A 14,319-nucleotide genomic window follows, 5' to 3' on the forward strand; every position below is an offset into this window, starting at 1 on the left:
CCCTGACGGGCTGGTGTGCGGGGGTACGGGAGGCCGGGGTCTGCTGCCCGGCCCGGGAGGTGCGGCTCACCGGGACGCCGCCATCAGTTCGGCGGCCCCCCGGTCGAGGAGTTCTGCGGCGAGCTCGCGGCCGAGCCGCTCGGCCTCGGGAGGCGGTCCGGTGATCGAGCCGCGGACGCCGTCGCTGCCGTCGAGCGCGGTGACCGAGGCGCGGAGGAACAGCTCGGGGCCGTCCTCGCCCTCGGCGAGCTCGGCGTAGGCGGCGACCGGCGCGCTGCAGCCGGCCTCCAGCGCCGCCAGCGTCGTCCGCTCGGCGACGACGCAGGCGCGGGTGGCGGCGTCGTCGAGGGGGGCGAGCAGCTGCCGGGTCCGCTCGTCGTTCCCGCGGCACTCCACGGCCAGCGCGCCCTGCGCCGGCGCGGGTAGGACCTGCAGCGGGTCGAGCGTCTCGGTGACCGCCGACAGCCGCCCCAGCCGGGACAGCCCGGCGCGGGCCAGCACGACGGCGTCCAGGTCACCCGGGACGACGCGCGCCAAGCGGGTGTCGACGTTGCCGCGGATCGGCACCACCTCGAGGCCGAGGCCCAGGGCGCGCAGCTGGGCCACCCGCCGCGGGGCGCCGGTGCCCACCGTCGCGCCCGGCGGCAGCTCGCCGAGGGTGAGGCCGTCGCGGGCGACCAGCGCGTCGCGCGGGTCCTCCCGGAGCGGGACGGCGGCGATGGCCAGCCCCGGCTCCGGCAGCGTCGGGAGGTCCTTGTAGCTGTGGACGGCGACGTCGACGGTGCCCTCGAGCAGCGCCTGCCGGATCGCCGTCACGAAGACACCCGTGCCGCCGAGCTGGGCGATCGCCACCGAGGAGCGGTCGCCCTCGGTGCTGATGTGCACCAGCTCGACCGGGACGCCGCTGGCCGCGGTGATGGCGTCGGCGACGGCCTGCGACTGGGTGGTCGCCAGCTGGCTGGCGCGGGTGCCGAGGCGCAGGGTGCCGGTGGTGGTCGCCGTCATGCCGTGCCCCCGGGCCGCAGCTCGTCGGGGTCGACGGCGACCGCCTCAGCCAGGTTGGTCCGCGCCGGGAGGACCTCCGCGTCGATGCCCAGGCCGAACAGGGCCCGCAGCGCGTCGGCGTAGTCGACTCCGCCCGGGGCGCTGGCCAGCTCCTTGACCCGCACGGTCGGCTCGTGCAGCAGCTTGTCGACGACGCGGCGCACGGTCCGGGCCACCTCGGCGCGGGTGCGGGCGTCCAGGTCGGGCACCCGCGTGGACAGCCGCAGCAGCTCCGCGTCGACGACCTCGGCGGCCTGGCTGCGCAGCGCGGAGACCGTCGGCGCCACCGCGGCGGCCTGCCGCTCGGCACGCAGCAGCGCGGTCTCGGCCTCGATGAGGGCGTGCGCCGCGGCGACGTCGTCCGCCGCCACCGGGCTGGCGGACGAGTGCCCGTCGGCGCCCCGCTCCCCCTGCAGGAGGGCCAGGTCGACCACGTGCACCCCGGGCAGCGCGGCCACGCCGGGGTCGACGTCGCGGGGCAGCGCCAGGTCGATGACCACCAGCGGCCGGTCCGGCCGGGCGGCCCCGGTCCGCGACCGCATCGCCCCGGCCACCACCTCCGTGCCGATGACGATGCCGCGCGCGCCGGTGCAGGTGACCAGCACGTCGGCGGCGGCGATCTCCGCGGGCAGGTCGGCGAGGTCGGCGAGGCGGCCCTCGACGGACGTCGCCAGCCGCTGGGCGTGCGCGGGTGTGCGGCTGCTCACGGTCACGGCGGCGCCGCGGCGGGCCAGCGTGGTGGCGGCCAGCGCGCCCATGGAGCCGGCGCCCACGACGAGTACCGGACGTCCCTCCAGCGAGCCGATGCGCTCCTCGGCGCGGTCCAGCGAGACCGACACGAGCGAGGCGCCGGCCTTGTCGATCCCGGTCTCGGAGTGGACCCGCTTGCCGACCCGCAGCGCCCGCTGCGCGACCGGGTGCATGGCGCGGCCCACCGTGCCCTGCTCCCGGGCGAGCGCGTAGGCGTTGCGCAGCTGGCCGAGGACCTGGGTCTCGCCGACGACCATGGAGTCCAGGCCCGCGGCGACGGTGAACAGGTGCGCGACAGCCTGGTCCTCGTAGTGCACGGTGACGTACGGGGAGAGCTCCTCCACCGTGGCGCCCGCCTGACGGGCCAGCACCCGGCTGACGTCGGTGACGCCGCCGTGGAACCGGTCCACCTCGGCGAAGACCTCGACCCGGTTGCAGGTCGCCAGCACGATCGCCTCGCTGACGTGGTCGCTGCCGACCAGCTCGTGCAGCGTCTTGACGGTGTCGTCGGCGCCCATCGCGAACTGCTCGAGCAGCGCCACGGGGGCCGTCTGGTGGCTGACACCCACGGCGAGCAGGCTCACGAGTCCTCCTCGCCGGCGCTCGTCGGACGCGCTCGCCGGGCTGCCGCGCCCACGGGTGAGCTCGCGAGCTCGCTCACGCGGTCACCTCCACCGTCGTCGCGGCCGCGCCGCGCTGCTGGCCGAGGAACGCGAGCACCTGCAGCTCGACGGACAGGTCGACCTGGCGGACGTCGACCCCCGCGGGCGCGGTCAGCGCCACCGGCGCGAAGTTCAAGATGCTCCTCACCCCGGCCGCGGTCAGCCGGTCGCAGACCGACTGGGCGACGTCGGCCGGTGTCGCGATGACCCCGATCGTGGCCGCGGTCGCGGCCACCACCTCGTCGAGCTCGGCCACCGGCCGCACCGGCTGGCCACCGATCCGCCGGCCGACGCGCTCGGGGGCGGCGTCGAAGAGGCCGACGAACCGGAACCCGCGGCTGCCGAAGCCGGCGTAGTCGGCCAGGGCCGTGCCCAGGTTGCCGATCCCGACCAGCACGCAGGGGCGGGACTGCTCGACACCGAGGACCCCGGCGATGCGGTCCCGCAGCGTGGCCACCTCGTAGCCCACCCCGCGGACCCCGCAGGGGCCCAGGTGCGAGAGGTCCTTGCGCAGCCCGGCCGGGTTGACGCCCGCCGCCGAGGCGAGCTCACCCGAGGACACGTTGCGGCGCCCGCCGTCGGCCAGACCCGCGAGCACGCGCAGGTACACGGCCAGGCGGGCGACGGTGGCCTCCGGGATCCGGGGGCGGGCTGGGGACACGGGCCACTCCTCGCCGGCGCTCGTCGACCTCGTGCCCTGAGGAGCTGTGCCGTCGCACGACCTCGCGGTCTCGGTCACGTGGCACTCCACAAACGGTCGCGCCCGGAGTCCGGCGGGTGCCGGATGCGGTCGAACGACATCGGGGACCCGGGCGGTCAGCCGCCCGGCGACCGCCACGGTAACCGCTTGTGAACGCAGGAACAAAGTCGCCGGGGGGCCACCAGGCCGCTACCCAGCGCAGACGCGCACCGCTGTGGTGGAGACCATAGCAAGGGCCCCCGTGCCGGCCTCGGTCGGGCGAGGCCGATCCCGTCGTCGACCGGTGCGCTCCGGCGCCGCTGCAGCAGCGCGGGAGCGCACCGGCCCTGCCGCCGTCCGGGCGTCGGCCCCCGGCTACAGGGCGAGGTCCCGCCGCAGCCGGGGCACGTCGACGGTGAAGTAGGAGTGCTCCCGCCCGTCGAGCAGCACCACCGGCACGCGGTCGCCGTACTCGGCCTGCAGCTCCGGGTCGGCGTGCACGTCGACCGTGGTCACCGTCAGCCCCGCCTCCGCGGCGAGCCGGTCGAGGGTCTCCGCGGCCACTGCGCACAGGTGGCAGTCGGCCCGGGTCAGCAGCTGCAGCCGAGGCGCGTCACCGGTCACCGTCGCCCCCGGCGGTCGGCTCGTCGTCGGCGCGGGCCAGACCCAGCTCGCGCAGCCGCGCCCGGCTGACCTTGCCGGTCAGCGAGTGCGGCAGCGCGGTCAGCACGTGCACCGACGTGGGCACCTTGTACCGGGCCAGGGACGCCGCCGCGTGCGCCCGCAGCTCCTCGAAGGCCAGCCGAGCACCCGGGCGCAGCGCGACCACGGCGCGCACGGCGGCGCCGGTCCGCGGGTCCGGCACGCCGATGACCGCGCTCTCCGCGACCGCCGGGTGCGCGTCGAGCACCCGCTCCACCTCTGCGGGGTAGACGTTGAAGCCGCTGACCAGGACCAGGTCGCTGCGCCGGTCGACCAGGTGCAGGTCGCCGTCCCCGTCGGCGTAGGCGAGGTCGCCGGTGGCCAGCCAGCCCTCGGCGTCCGGCCCGTCGACGCCGTCGGGCCAGTACCCGGAGAAGAGGTTGGCCCCGCGGATCCAGATCTCGCCGGGGCCGTCCTCGGAGAGCTCCCCGGGCGCCGACACCTCGCCGTCCTCCAGCGGCTCGTGCAGCGCGGTGTCGCGCAGCTGCAGCTCCACCCCGGGGACCGGGCCGCCGATGCACGTCGGCTTGGCCCGCCCGGTCGCCAGCGTGCTGGCCACCACCGGGCAGGCCTCGGTCAGCCCGTAGCCCTCCCACACCGTGACCGCGGCCCGCTCGCGCATCGCCGTCCAGACGTCCTCGGGCAGCGGTGCGGCGCCGGAGGTGGCGATGCGGACGGCGGCGAAGGCGCGGCGCAGGCCGGCGTCGGACCCGGCGGCGTCCGCGACGGCCAGCCAGGCCTGGTAGACGGGCGGGGCGCCCGGGACCGCGGTGACCTCCTCGCGCGCCATCACCTCCAGCGAGGTGACCGGGTCGAAGGACTCCACGAGCACCGCGCAGGCGCCGGCCGCCGCGACCAGGCCGAAGCCGGCGTTGAGGCCGTAGACGTGGAACAGCGGCAGCACCAGCAGCACGCGGTCGTCGGGCCGGACCGGGGGCGGGTCCATCCGCAGGCACTGCTCCTGGTTGGCCCGCAGCGCGGCGGCCGACAGCATCGCGCCGCGCGGCCGGCCGGTGGTCCCGCTGGTGTAGGCGAGGAAGGCCAGGGAGCCGGGGGCCTCGGGCACCGCCGGCGGGGCGGCGTCGTCCGTCGGCGGCCCGGCGAGCACGGGCACGCCGGCCACCTGCGGCCGATCCCCGGGCGCGACGAGCAGCGCCGCCCCGGAGTCGGTGAGCACGTGCTCCAGCTCCGGGTCGGTGTAGGCGGTGTTGACCGGGACGACGACCAGCCCCGCACGCAGGGCGCCCAGCGTCGCCCGCAGCCAGTCCACGCCGTTGGGCAGCTGGACGGCCACCCGCTCGCCCGGCGCGAGGCCGCGGGCTGCGTACCCGGCGGCCGCGCGGTCGACCAGGGCGTCCAGCTCGCCCCAGCTCAGCCGCTGCTCGCCGGCCACGACCGCCGGTGCGTCCGCGCGGTCCCGCGCCGCGGCGCGCACCAGCACGGACAGCGAGCTACCGACGTCGGTCATGCACATCTCCTCCGGTGGAGCGCTCGGGGCCACCAGCGGGGTGCGCGGCCGGGGGCGGGGTGGCGTGGACGGGCTGCAGCGATGTTGTCACCACGGGCACACCCCCGCAGCACTGCGATCCCCGTACGGCGGGCCGTTCCGCCCGGGGGCGGGAATCCCGGCGGGCGCACGAGGAGGACGACGCATGCGGCGGTCGAGCCCGGTCGACGGGCGCGTGCCCGCAGCGGCGTCCGCCGGGTCACGGCCGCCTCCACGACCACTACGTGAGCATGGTCCACCGCTGCTCGTCTGCTGGGCTCGGGCGGTCGGCCGCCGCCCGGGACCCCCGGCCGACGTGGCCGCGGACGCCACTAGGGTTCCCTCGGAGATCCACCAGCCGCCCCGGGGGCGGTGGAGGAGCGACAGTGGAGGTCGTCGTGCCGGGACTGCCCTTCCGCGGCCGCCGCGCGCGCTCGGCGGACGTGCCGGACGAGGAGACGCGGGCGCACGTCGCCGGTGCCGCCTCGGCCGCGGCCGCCGAGGTCGAGCCGGCCCCGGCCGTCGTCCCGGACCTCACCGCGGCAGCGTTCTTCGACGTCGACAACACGATGATGGTCGGCGCGTCCATCTTCTGGTTCGCCCGGGGACTGGCGGCCCGCAAGTACCTCACCACCCGCGACATGTCGCGCTTCGTGTGGCAGCAGGCGAAGTTCCGCATCGCCGGCAACGAGAGCGCCGACGACATGCACACCATCCGGGAGAGCGCGCTGGCCTTCGTCGCGGGGCGCCCGGTCTCCGAGATCGTCCAGGCGGGCGAGGAGATCTACGACGAGCTGATGGCCGACCGGATCTGGGCCGGCACGCAGGTGCTCGCGCAACAGCACCTCGACGCCGGGCAGCGGGTCTGGCTGGTGACCGCGACGCCGGTGGAGCTGGCCAGCATCATCGCCCACCGGCTCGGGCTGACCGGCGCGCTGGGCACCGTCTCGGAGGTCGTCGACGGGCACTACACCGGCCGGCTGGTCGGTGAGCTGATGCACGGTGAGGCCAAGGCCGAGGCGGTCCGGGCGCTGGCCGAGCGGGAGGGCCTGGACCTCCCGCGCTGCACGGCCTACAGCGACAGCTCCAACGACCTGCCGATGCTCACGCTCACCGGCCGCGCGATCGCGGTGAACCCCGACACCGAGCTGCGTGCGGTGGCCCGGTCCCGCGGCTGGGAGATCAAGGACTTCCGCACCGGCCGCAAGGCCGCGAAGACCGTGGTGCCCACCGTGGCGGCCGCGGCGCTCTCCGGCGGGCTGGTCGGCGGCGCGCTCGCCCTGCGCCGCCGCAGGATCTCCTAGACGACGTGTCGGAACGGCCCTCGTCAGGGACGCGCCGAGCGTGGTGACGTGCTGGAACGGCCCGGCTGCAGGGGCCCGGGCCGAGCGGAGCGAGGGCCGGGGGGCAGCCGGGTCCTTCGTCAGCTGAAGACGGACCTGCGCTGCAGGAGCAGCTCGTAGAGCGACTGCTGGATCGTCTCGCGCACCTGGTCGGTGAGGTTGAAGACGAGCATCGGGTCCTCGGCGGCGGCGGGACCGTAGGACGCCGTCTCGATCGGCTCCCCGAAGGCGATCAGCCACTTCGACGGCAGCGGCACCAGCCCCAGCGGGCCGAGCGCGGGGAACGTCGGCGTCACCGGGAAGTAGGGCAGACCGAGCAGCCGGGCGAGGGTCTTGGCGTTGCCGATCATCGGGTAGGTCTCCTCGGCCCCGACGATGGCGCACGGGATGATCGGCGCACCGGTGCGCAGTGCGGCGCTGACGAAACCGCCCCGGCCGAACCGCTGCAGGGTGTACCGCTCGCGGAACGGCTTGCCGATCCCCTTGAAGCCCTCGGGGAACACCCCGACCAGCTCGCCCCCCGTGAGCAGCCGCTCGGCGTCCTCGTTGCAGGCCAGCGTGGAGCCGAGCTTGCGCGACAGCGAACCGATGACGGGCAGGTCGAACACCAGGTCGGCGCCGAGCAGCCGCAGCCGCCGCTGGGCCGGGTGGTCGTCGTGCAGCGCGACCGTCGCCATCATCGCGTCGAGCGGCACCGTCCCCGAGTGGTTGGCGACGACCAGTCCGCCGCCGGTGTCGGGCACGTTCTCCACCCCGTGGGTCTCGACCCGGAACCAGCGCGAGAACAGCGGCCGCAGCAGGGGCAGGAGCACGTGGTCGGTGAGGTCGGCGTCGAAGCCGAACTCGTCGGTGTCGTAGTCGCCGGTCAGCCGCCGCCGGAGGAACTCCAGGCCGCCGGCGACCTGCTCCTCCCACGAGGCGGACGACGGCGGCGGGACCCGCGGCTCGTCGTCGTCCGGCCGCAGCGGGATGACCCGTGCCTCAGGCATCGCGCACCGCCCGCAGGCCGGGGGTCGGCGGTGCCGGCCACAGCCGCTCCCCCACCGCACCCGCCGCCGAACCGACGCGGGCCACGAGGTCCTGCGCCCGCGTGGTGACCCCGGCGACCACCTCGGGCGGGATCACCGGCGTCAGGGTGCTCGCGTAGTCGGCCAGTGCCTGCTCGGTGGTGTACCGCGGGGTGTAGCCGAACTCCTCGCGCAGCACGGTGGTGTCGACGACCCGGCCGAAGTTCAGGAAGCGCATCTGCTCCGGGGAGTAGTCGACGTAGCCGAACCGGTGGGTGACCCGGCCCAGGGACCCCAGCGCGGGCGAGGGCAGCGGGACCTGCAGCCGGCCCAGCCGGCGGATCACCTGTGACAGCAGCAACGTGCCCTCCCCACCGACGTTCACGGTGCCGGCGAAGTCACCGGTGGTGGCCCGCGTCAGCACCGCCAGCGCGTCGTCCTCGTGCAGCAGCTGGACGCGCGCGTCGTACCCGAGCGCCGTCGGGACCAGCGGCATGCGCAGGAAGTGCGTGAGCACCGAGTCGATGCGCGGGCCGATGAAGTTGGTGAAGCGCAGCGCGGCCACCCCGACGTCGGGACGACGGCGCGCGAAGGACCGGACGTAGCCCTCGATGTCGAGGCTGTCCCGGGCGAAGCCCCCGGAGGGGACCCGACGGGCCTGCATGGCCTCGGTGAAGACGGCCGGGTCGCGCGAGGAGGCGCCGTAGACGGCACTGCTCGACTTCAGCACGAACCGGCGGACGGACGCCGCCCGCTGGCAGGCGGCCAGCAGCTGCATCGTCCCGATGACGTTGAGCTCCTTCATCGGCCCCCGCCCGCCGGAGCCGGCGGGCGTGGAGCTGATGTTCATGTGCACGACCGTATCGACCGACGCCGTCGCGATGACCTTGCCGATCAGCGGGTTGCGGATGTCGGCCCGCACGAACTCGGTGCGGCCCAGCCGGCGGAGCACCTCCGGCGACGGGGGGACGGTGTCCACCCCGATGACCCGCTCGACGGCGCGGTCACGAGCGAGCTCGGCCGCCAGCGCACCACCGAGCCACCGGCTGACACCGGTGACCAGGACGACAGCGGGCGGCACGAGCGTCAGCTCACTTCTTGTTGCGGCGCTGGACGCGGGTCTTCTTCAGCAGCTTGCGGTGCTTCTTCTTCGCCATCCGCTTGCGGCGCTTCTTGATGACCGAACCCATGTGCGTGCTCCCGACGTCGTTGCGGCGCGGCGGCCACCGCCGACCGGGAGGTCGTACCGGGCACCGCGCGAGGTGATCAGCTCGTGTGCGACGACCCGGACCGGATGGGTCCCGTCGTCGCTCGGCGCCCGAGCGTACCCGGCGGCCCCGCGGCGACGCTGCCGCGTGGGCCTGCCGGCGATCCGGACCCACCACGAGGGGTGGGGTGGTGCAGTCGGCCTCCGCCGGGAGCGGCAGTCACGGCCCTCCTGCAGGTGGAGGACCTCGCCCCTCTCAGCCCTCGCGAGCTCGGGCTGGGCCTCCGGGTCAGGCCGGCCTGCGAGGGGTGGGGAGGACGGGGTCCTCTCTCAGGCGATGTCGGTGTAGGCGTCGCGCAGGTAGTCCTGCACGGCGCGCTCCGGGACGCGGAAGGAGCGGCCGACGCGGACGGCGGCGAGCTCGCCGGCGTGCACGAGGCGGTACACGGTCATCTTCGAGACGCGCATCATGCTCGCGACCTCGGCGACCGTCAGGAAGGTGACGGCGGCGCGGGGGGCCGGGACCGGCGGGCGGCCGACGGGCATGGCGGCGGGGTGCTGCGGCGGGATCGGGCGGGCCATGGTGGCGGCCTGGATCGGCCGGCCGACGGGACGCGGGCCGGGGACGCCGGGGCGGGCGTAGGCGGCGGCGGGAACGGTGCGCTGGGGCATGGTCATCTCTTCATCTCCGGACCTAGCACGCGCCGGGCGTCGGCTTCCCCACCGACTACGGAGCCCGCATGTGCTGACACAGAGAGTAGGGGGACATGCGTGACAGAAGCGATGGAAGAAACGGACAGGGGGAACGGTCCGTCCTGGGCAGAAGTACACCTATGTAGCCGTATCGACATGTGCCCGGGCGCGTCGTCGACGACACGTCCCGAACCGGTCACGGATCGTCGACACATCGACGCTCCATCGCGTTACGGTCACCGGTCGCGCGCGGCCCGCCCCAGCTCCACCGAGCGTGCGTGCGCCGCCTCGATGGCCGCGATCAGCGCGGCGCGCACGCTGTGCCGCTCCAGCTCCCGGATGGCGGCGATCGTCGTCCCGCCGGGGCTGGTGACGGCCTCCCGCAGCTGCACCGGGTGCTCGCCGGAGTCACGCAGCATGACCGCCGAGCCGAGCGCGGTCTGCACGATGAGGTCCACGGCCAGGTCGCGCGGCAGGCCGAGCAGGATGCCGGCGTCGACCATCGCCTCGACCAGGTAGAAGAAGTAGGCCGGTCCGCTGCCCGACAGCGCCGTCACGGCGTCCTGCTGGGCCTCCGGCACCCGCCGCACCCGCCCGACCGCGGCCAGCAGCGTCTCGGCCTCGTCCAGGTGCCCCTCGTCGGCGTGCGCTCCGGCGGAGAGCACGCTCATCCCCTCGTCGACCAGTGCCGGCGTGTTGGGCATGACCCGGACGACGGGGACGCCTGGGGGCAGGGCGGCCTCGATGGTCGCCGTCGGGACGCCGGCGGCGACCGACACCACCAGGTGACCGGTGTCCACCGAGCCCGCCAGCAGCTCCAGCAGGGTGCCGATGTCCTGCGGCTTGACCGCGAGCAGCAGCACCCGAGCCCGGGCGGCGGCCTCGGCCAGCCCCAGCACCGGGACGCCGTAGCGCGCGGTCAGCTCGGCGGCCCGCTCCGGGTGCCGCTCGCAGACGACGATCCCGTCGGCCCCGCCGCGGCGGACGAGGCCGGAGAGCAGGGCCTCCCCGATCTTGCCGCCGCCGATGATCGCCAGCCCCGAGCGGCCGGTCCCCCCGGCGCTCACGACCGGCCCCCCGCACGGCACGCCTCGGGGACCCCGGCACCCGAGCGCCCGATCACCCGGTACCCGCCGGCGACCGGCCGGCACTGCTGCTCGCTGCGGCCCTGCCACGGCATGACGTGCTCCCAGCTGTCGAGGACTCGTTCGTTCCGGGCGGCGCGCTCGCCGGCGGCAGGTTCGGCCGCGCGGACCACCACGGGCACCGGGCCGACCTCGGCGACCCCGGGGTCCACCGCGGCCGGGTCGCCGTCCGGGCCGGCACCGGCGGCACGGACCGGGTCGGCGACCCGCGGACCGGCGCCGGGGAGGACGTCGACCAGGTGGCGCACGGCAACTGTGATCTGCGCACGCACGGGGCCGAACCTAGTGCTCGGGGCGTGTGTGCTCCTCGGGGGCGGGGTAGCCGCCGCCGCATGGCTGACGAACTCGACGGGTTGAGGGTGGCCGTCCTCGCGACCGACGGCGTGGAGCAGGTGGAGCTCGATCGGCCGTGGCAGGCGCTCGAGGAGGCCGGCGCCCAGCCGGAGCTCGTGTCGCTCGAGGCCGGTGAGATCACCGCCTACGAGCACATCGACAAGGGCGACACCAAGAAGGTGGACGCGGTCGTCAGCTCGTCCGACCCCGACGACTACGGCGCGCTGGTGCTGCCCGGCGGCGTCATCAACGGCGACTTCGTCCGCGCCGACGCCGACGCCGTGGCCTTCGTGAAGGCGTTCTTCGACGCGGGCAAGCCGGTGGCGGCGATCTGCCACGCCGGGTGGGTGCTCGCCGAGGCGGGCGTCGTCCGCGGGCGGAGGATGACCTCCTGGCCCTCGCTGCAGACCGACCTGCGCAACGCCGGTGCGACGTGGGTGGACGAGGAGGTGGTCGTCGACGGCAACCTGGTGACCAGCCGCAACCCCGACGACCTCGACGCGTTCACCGCCGCCATCGTCGAGCAGTTCGCCGCGGCCGACCAGGACGAGGACGCCGGCGAGGGCTAGGGGCAGCGGCCTCGCCGCAGGGTCCCGCCGCGAGCCTCACCCGGTGGCGAGGAGGCCGGCGGCCGGCGCGATGGTGAGCAGGGTCCCGGCGAAGACCAGGACCGCCACCAGCCGCGCGCCGACCGGCTCCCGGTCCTGACGCTGCCGCCACACGCCGACCCCGCCGACCAGCCCGGCCACCGCGACCGGGGCCAGGAGGACGGCCAGGTAGGGCAGCTGCTGCCAGAGCACGGTGAACAGGAAGTAGATGCCGACGCCGGCGGCCAGCGCGAGCACCAGCTCGCCGCCGAAGCGCAGCCAGGCCACCGCGCCCTCGCGGGGGGCGAGGTCCTCGTCCTCCAGCAGCGGCGGGTCGTCGGCCCGGACGACGGGGATCGGGCCGGTCCGCGGCCCGGGAGCGGCGGTCACCCGCTCGCGGGGCGCCCGCTCCCGCGACCGGTCCTCCCCCGACCGGTCCTCCCGCGACCGGTCCTCCCGCACGGCCCCGTCCGGCGCGGCCCCGGCCGCGGTCGCGCCCGGGACACCGGGCTTGCGCGAGGGCCGCAGGCCGGGGATGGCCGCGGTGGAGGGCTCCGGCTGCCGGCGTCCGACCCGCCGGTCGGGCCGGGGTGGGACGGAGGCGCCGTCCCCGGCCCGGTCGCTGGCCCGCCGTCCGAACTCCGACCGGTCGGCCACCCGCCCGGTGTCCCCCGTGCCGCGCTGGCGGACGCCGGTGTCCTCGAGTTCGTCCCCCCGCCGGCGCCGTCCGCGGGTCGGTGACTCGACCCCGGCCTCCCGCAGGATGTCGGCCAGCGGACGGCCGCCGGTCTCCGGGTCGCGGCGCCCCTCGCCGCGGCTGCCGGGGGGAGTGCTCATCTCTCGTCCTCCAACGAGTCCAGTCGCCGGAGGATGACGCCCTCCCGCAGCGCCCACGGGCAGATCCGCACGGACGGTACGTCCAGCGCCCGCATCGCGGCCCGCGCCACGACGGCACCCCCGGGGATCTGGTGGGCGCGGTCGGGTGACACGCCCTGCAGCTCGGCCAGCGCGGAGGACTCGATGCGGGCGACGAACCCCAGCAACTGTCCGAGCCCGTCGAGGGTCAGCTGGCGCGGCGCGCGCAGCCCGGCGGAGTAGGGCGCCGCGCCGGTCAGCCGGGCCAGCGTCCGGAACGTCTTCGACGTCGCCGCCACCAGGTCCGGCGGCCCGCCGGCCAGCAGTTTCTTCGCCGCGGGCTTGAGCAGGTCGGCGGCGTGCTCGTCGAGCTCGGCGAGCGCCCGCAGGTCGGGGCGCCCGCCGGTGCGCGCCTCGGGGAGGAAGCGGCGGGTCATCCGGCCGGCGCCCAGCGGGAGGGACAGCGCGGCGTCGGGGTCCTCGTCCAGCCCGCTGGCCAGCTCCAGCGACCCGCCGCCGATGTCGAGCACCAGCAGCCGGCCGGCGCTCCACCCGAACCACCGGCGGACGGCGAGGAAGGTCAGCCGCGCCTCCTCCTCGCCGCTGGTCACCTGCAGCTCCACGCCGGTCTTCTCCCGCACCCGGTCCAGCACCTCCATGCCGTTGCGGGCCTCGCGGATCGCCGAGGTCACCAGGGCCAGCACCTCGTCGCAGCCCTGCTTCTCGGCCTGCTCGCAGGCCTTGCGCACCGCCCGGAGGAGCGCCTTCTCGCCGTCCTTGGACAGGACGTCGTCGTCGCCGACGTGCTCGGCCAGGCGCAGCAGCCACCGGTCGTCGTGCTGCGGCGTCGGGTGGCCGCCCCGATGGGCCTCGACCACCAGCAGGTGCACGGTGTTCGAGCCGACGTCCAGCACCCCGAGCCTCATGCGGTCAGTCTGCCTGGCCCCCTCCGGAGGCTCGCACCGAGCGGAGCGAGGCGTGAGGGGAGGGGTCCCTTCTCTACGCTGGACGGGTGCACGACGCCCCGCCCGAGGTACCGCTGGACTTCGCCCGGGAGTGGGTCGAGTTCCCCGACCCGGCCGATCCGCACCACGTCGTCCGCGCCGACCTGACCTGGCTGTCGTCCGCCTGGACCTGCGTCTTCGGCCGAGGCTGCGCCGGCGTCGTCGAGGGCCGCCCGGACGACGGCTGCTGCAGCCACGGCGCCTTCTTCGCCGACGGGGACGACCTGGCCCGCGTCACCGCGGCCGTCGCCGACCTCACCGACGAGGACTGGCAGCTGGCCCCCGTGGGCCGCGGCGCCTGGACGGAGGAGGACGACGCCGACGAGGAGGGCGGCGTGCGCTCGCTGCGCACCCGCCTGGTCGACGGCGCCTGCGTCTTCCTCAACCGGCCCGGCTTCCCCGGCGGCACCGGCTGCGCGCTGCACCGGATGGCGCTGCGCGAGGGGCTGCACCCGCTGCTCACCAAACCCGACGTCTGCTGGCAGCTGCCGGTGCGCCGCGAGCAGGAGCAGGTCGAGCGGCCCGACGGCACGACGGTGCTGGTGTCGAGCATCGGTGAGTTCGACCGCCGCGGCTGGGGCCCCGGCGGGCACGACCTGCACTGGTGGTGCACCGGCTCCCCGACGGCGCACGTCTCCGCCGAGCCGTTGGTGGTCACCTACGCCGGGGAGCTCACCGCCCTGCTGGGGACGGCGGCCTACGCGGAGCTGCGGCGGCTGACCGAGGAGCGCCTGGACCGGGGTCTGGTCGCCCCGCACCCGGCCAGCCCGACACCCGTGCCGGTGACGCTGCACCGCCGGCGTCCCTGAACGTCCACCCGAT

Annotated in this window: 16 protein-coding genes; 3 read left to right on the top strand and 13 right to left on the bottom strand. The window is 75.8% G+C overall.

Annotated features, from left to right (window positions below; genetic code table 11):
• Positions 1-66: 66 nt before the first annotated feature.
• The 5 genes from hemC to BMW27_RS18815 form a co-directional block, all read right to left on the bottom strand.
• Positions 67-1,005, bottom strand: coding sequence for a hydroxymethylbilane synthase (hemC, locus tag BMW27_RS18795; RefSeq protein ID WP_091446772.1), 939 nt, complete (start codon positions 1,003-1,005; stop codon positions 67-69).
• Positions 1,002-2,378, bottom strand: a complete 1,377-nt coding sequence (locus BMW27_RS18800; RefSeq protein WP_091446774.1) for a glutamyl-tRNA reductase — start codon at positions 2,376-2,378, stop codon at positions 1,002-1,004. The genes hemC and BMW27_RS18800 overlap by 4 nt, the downstream gene beginning before the upstream one ends.
• Before the next feature lie 73 nt (positions 2,379-2,451).
• Positions 2,452-3,117, bottom strand: a complete 666-nt coding sequence (locus tag BMW27_RS18805) for a redox-sensing transcriptional repressor Rex (RefSeq protein WP_091446776.1) — start codon at positions 3,115-3,117, stop codon at positions 2,452-2,454.
• A 393-nt stretch (positions 3,118-3,510) separates the two neighbouring features.
• Positions 3,511-3,759, bottom strand: coding sequence for a glutaredoxin family protein (locus tag BMW27_RS18810; RefSeq protein WP_091446778.1), 249 nt, complete (start codon positions 3,757-3,759; stop codon positions 3,511-3,513).
• Positions 3,749-5,305: an AMP-binding protein gene (locus tag BMW27_RS18815; RefSeq protein WP_091446780.1), complete on the bottom strand. Its 1,557-nt coding sequence runs from the start codon at positions 5,303-5,305 to the stop codon at positions 3,749-3,751. The genes BMW27_RS18810 and BMW27_RS18815 overlap by 11 nt, the downstream gene beginning before the upstream one ends.
• Positions 5,306-5,709: 404 nt before the next feature.
• Here BMW27_RS18815 and BMW27_RS18820 point away from each other — a divergent pair, with 404 nt between their 5' ends.
• On the top strand, positions 5,710-6,627 hold the full coding sequence (locus tag BMW27_RS18820) for an HAD family hydrolase (protein ID WP_245743704.1): 918 nt from the start codon (positions 5,710-5,712) through the stop codon (positions 6,625-6,627).
• 119 nt (positions 6,628-6,746) lie between these two features.
• On the opposite strand, the gene BMW27_RS18825 is transcribed toward BMW27_RS18820, so the two are convergent.
• The 6 genes from BMW27_RS18825 to BMW27_RS18850 form a co-directional block, all read right to left on the bottom strand.
• Positions 6,747-7,655, bottom strand: coding sequence for a lysophospholipid acyltransferase family protein (locus BMW27_RS18825; RefSeq protein ID WP_091446782.1), 909 nt, complete (start codon positions 7,653-7,655; stop codon positions 6,747-6,749).
• Positions 7,648-8,754, bottom strand: a complete 1,107-nt coding sequence (locus BMW27_RS18830) for an NAD-dependent epimerase/dehydratase family protein (protein ID WP_091446784.1) — start codon at positions 8,752-8,754, stop codon at positions 7,648-7,650. The genes BMW27_RS18825 and BMW27_RS18830 overlap by 8 nt, the downstream gene beginning before the upstream one ends.
• 10 nt (positions 8,755-8,764) lie before the next feature.
• Positions 8,765-8,863: a 30S ribosomal protein bS22 gene (locus tag BMW27_RS18835; RefSeq protein ID WP_012854759.1), complete on the bottom strand. Its 99-nt coding sequence runs from the start codon at positions 8,861-8,863 to the stop codon at positions 8,765-8,767.
• A 347-nt stretch (positions 8,864-9,210) separates the two neighbouring features.
• The gene (locus BMW27_RS24145; RefSeq protein ID WP_245743705.1) at positions 9,211-9,552 is read right to left on the bottom strand and encodes a helix-turn-helix domain-containing protein; all 342 of its coding nucleotides are present in this window, start codon (positions 9,550-9,552) and stop codon (positions 9,211-9,213) included.
• A 257-nt stretch (positions 9,553-9,809) separates the two neighbouring features.
• On the bottom strand, positions 9,810-10,640 hold the full coding sequence (gene proC / locus BMW27_RS18845) for a pyrroline-5-carboxylate reductase (protein WP_091447133.1): 831 nt from the start codon (positions 10,638-10,640) through the stop codon (positions 9,810-9,812).
• On the bottom strand, positions 10,637-10,990 hold the full coding sequence (locus BMW27_RS18850; RefSeq protein ID WP_091446785.1) for a hypothetical protein: 354 nt from the start codon (positions 10,988-10,990) through the stop codon (positions 10,637-10,639). Before BMW27_RS18850 ends, proC begins: the two co-directional genes overlap by 4 nt.
• A gap of 60 nt (positions 10,991-11,050) precedes the next feature.
• Here BMW27_RS18850 and BMW27_RS18855 point away from each other — a divergent pair, with 60 nt between their 5' ends.
• Entirely contained in the window at positions 11,051-11,620 is a 570-nt protein-coding gene (locus BMW27_RS18855; protein WP_091446788.1) for a type 1 glutamine amidotransferase domain-containing protein, read from the top strand.
• A gap of 36 nt (positions 11,621-11,656) precedes the next feature.
• Here BMW27_RS18855 and BMW27_RS18860 read toward each other — a convergent pair whose 3' ends face one another.
• Positions 11,657-12,475: a hypothetical protein gene (locus BMW27_RS18860; protein ID WP_091446791.1), complete on the bottom strand. Its 819-nt coding sequence runs from the start codon at positions 12,473-12,475 to the stop codon at positions 11,657-11,659.
• A complete protein-coding gene (locus tag BMW27_RS18865; RefSeq protein ID WP_091446798.1) occupies positions 12,472-13,419 on the bottom strand; it encodes a Ppx/GppA family phosphatase in 948 nt (315 codons plus the stop codon). Before BMW27_RS18865 ends, BMW27_RS18860 begins: the two co-directional genes overlap by 4 nt.
• Before the next feature lie 86 nt (positions 13,420-13,505).
• On the opposite strand from BMW27_RS18865, the gene BMW27_RS18870 reads away from it, so the two are divergent.
• Positions 13,506-14,306: a DUF3109 family protein gene (locus BMW27_RS18870; RefSeq protein WP_091446801.1), complete on the top strand. Its 801-nt coding sequence runs from the start codon at positions 13,506-13,508 to the stop codon at positions 14,304-14,306.
• Positions 14,307-14,319 lie beyond the last annotated feature (13 nt).

This window comes from Geodermatophilus poikilotrophus (assembly GCF_900111455.1).
In the GTDB taxonomy this organism is placed as follows: domain Bacteria; phylum Actinomycetota; class Actinomycetes; order Mycobacteriales; family Geodermatophilaceae; genus Geodermatophilus; species Geodermatophilus poikilotrophus.

Bases quoted from the DNA above. Each gene is read 5' to 3' on its own strand.
- hemC (WP_091446772.1), bottom strand. From the start codon at position 1,005: ATGACGGCGACCACCACCGGCACCCTGCGCCTCGGCACCCGCGCCAGC.
- BMW27_RS18815 (WP_091446780.1), bottom strand. From the start codon at position 5,305: ATGACCGACGTCGGTAGCTCGCTGTCCGTGCTGGTGCGCGCCGCGGCG.
- BMW27_RS18825 (WP_091446782.1), bottom strand. From the start codon at position 7,655: ATGCCTGAGGCACGGGTCATCCCGCTGCGGCCGGACGACGACGAGCCG.
- BMW27_RS18835 (WP_012854759.1), bottom strand. From the start codon at position 8,863: ATGGGTTCGGTCATCAAGAAGCGCCGCAAGCGGATGGCGAAGAAGAAG.
- BMW27_RS24145 (WP_245743705.1), bottom strand. From the start codon at position 9,552: ATGCCCCAGCGCACCGTTCCCGCCGCCGCCTACGCCCGCCCCGGCGTC.
- BMW27_RS18855 (WP_091446788.1), top strand. From the start codon at position 11,051: ATGGCTGACGAACTCGACGGGTTGAGGGTGGCCGTCCTCGCGACCGAC.
- BMW27_RS18860 (WP_091446791.1), bottom strand. From the start codon at position 12,475: ATGAGCACTCCCCCCGGCAGCCGCGGCGAGGGGCGCCGCGACCCGGAG.
- BMW27_RS18865 (WP_091446798.1), bottom strand. From the start codon at position 13,419: ATGAGGCTCGGGGTGCTGGACGTCGGCTCGAACACCGTGCACCTGCTG.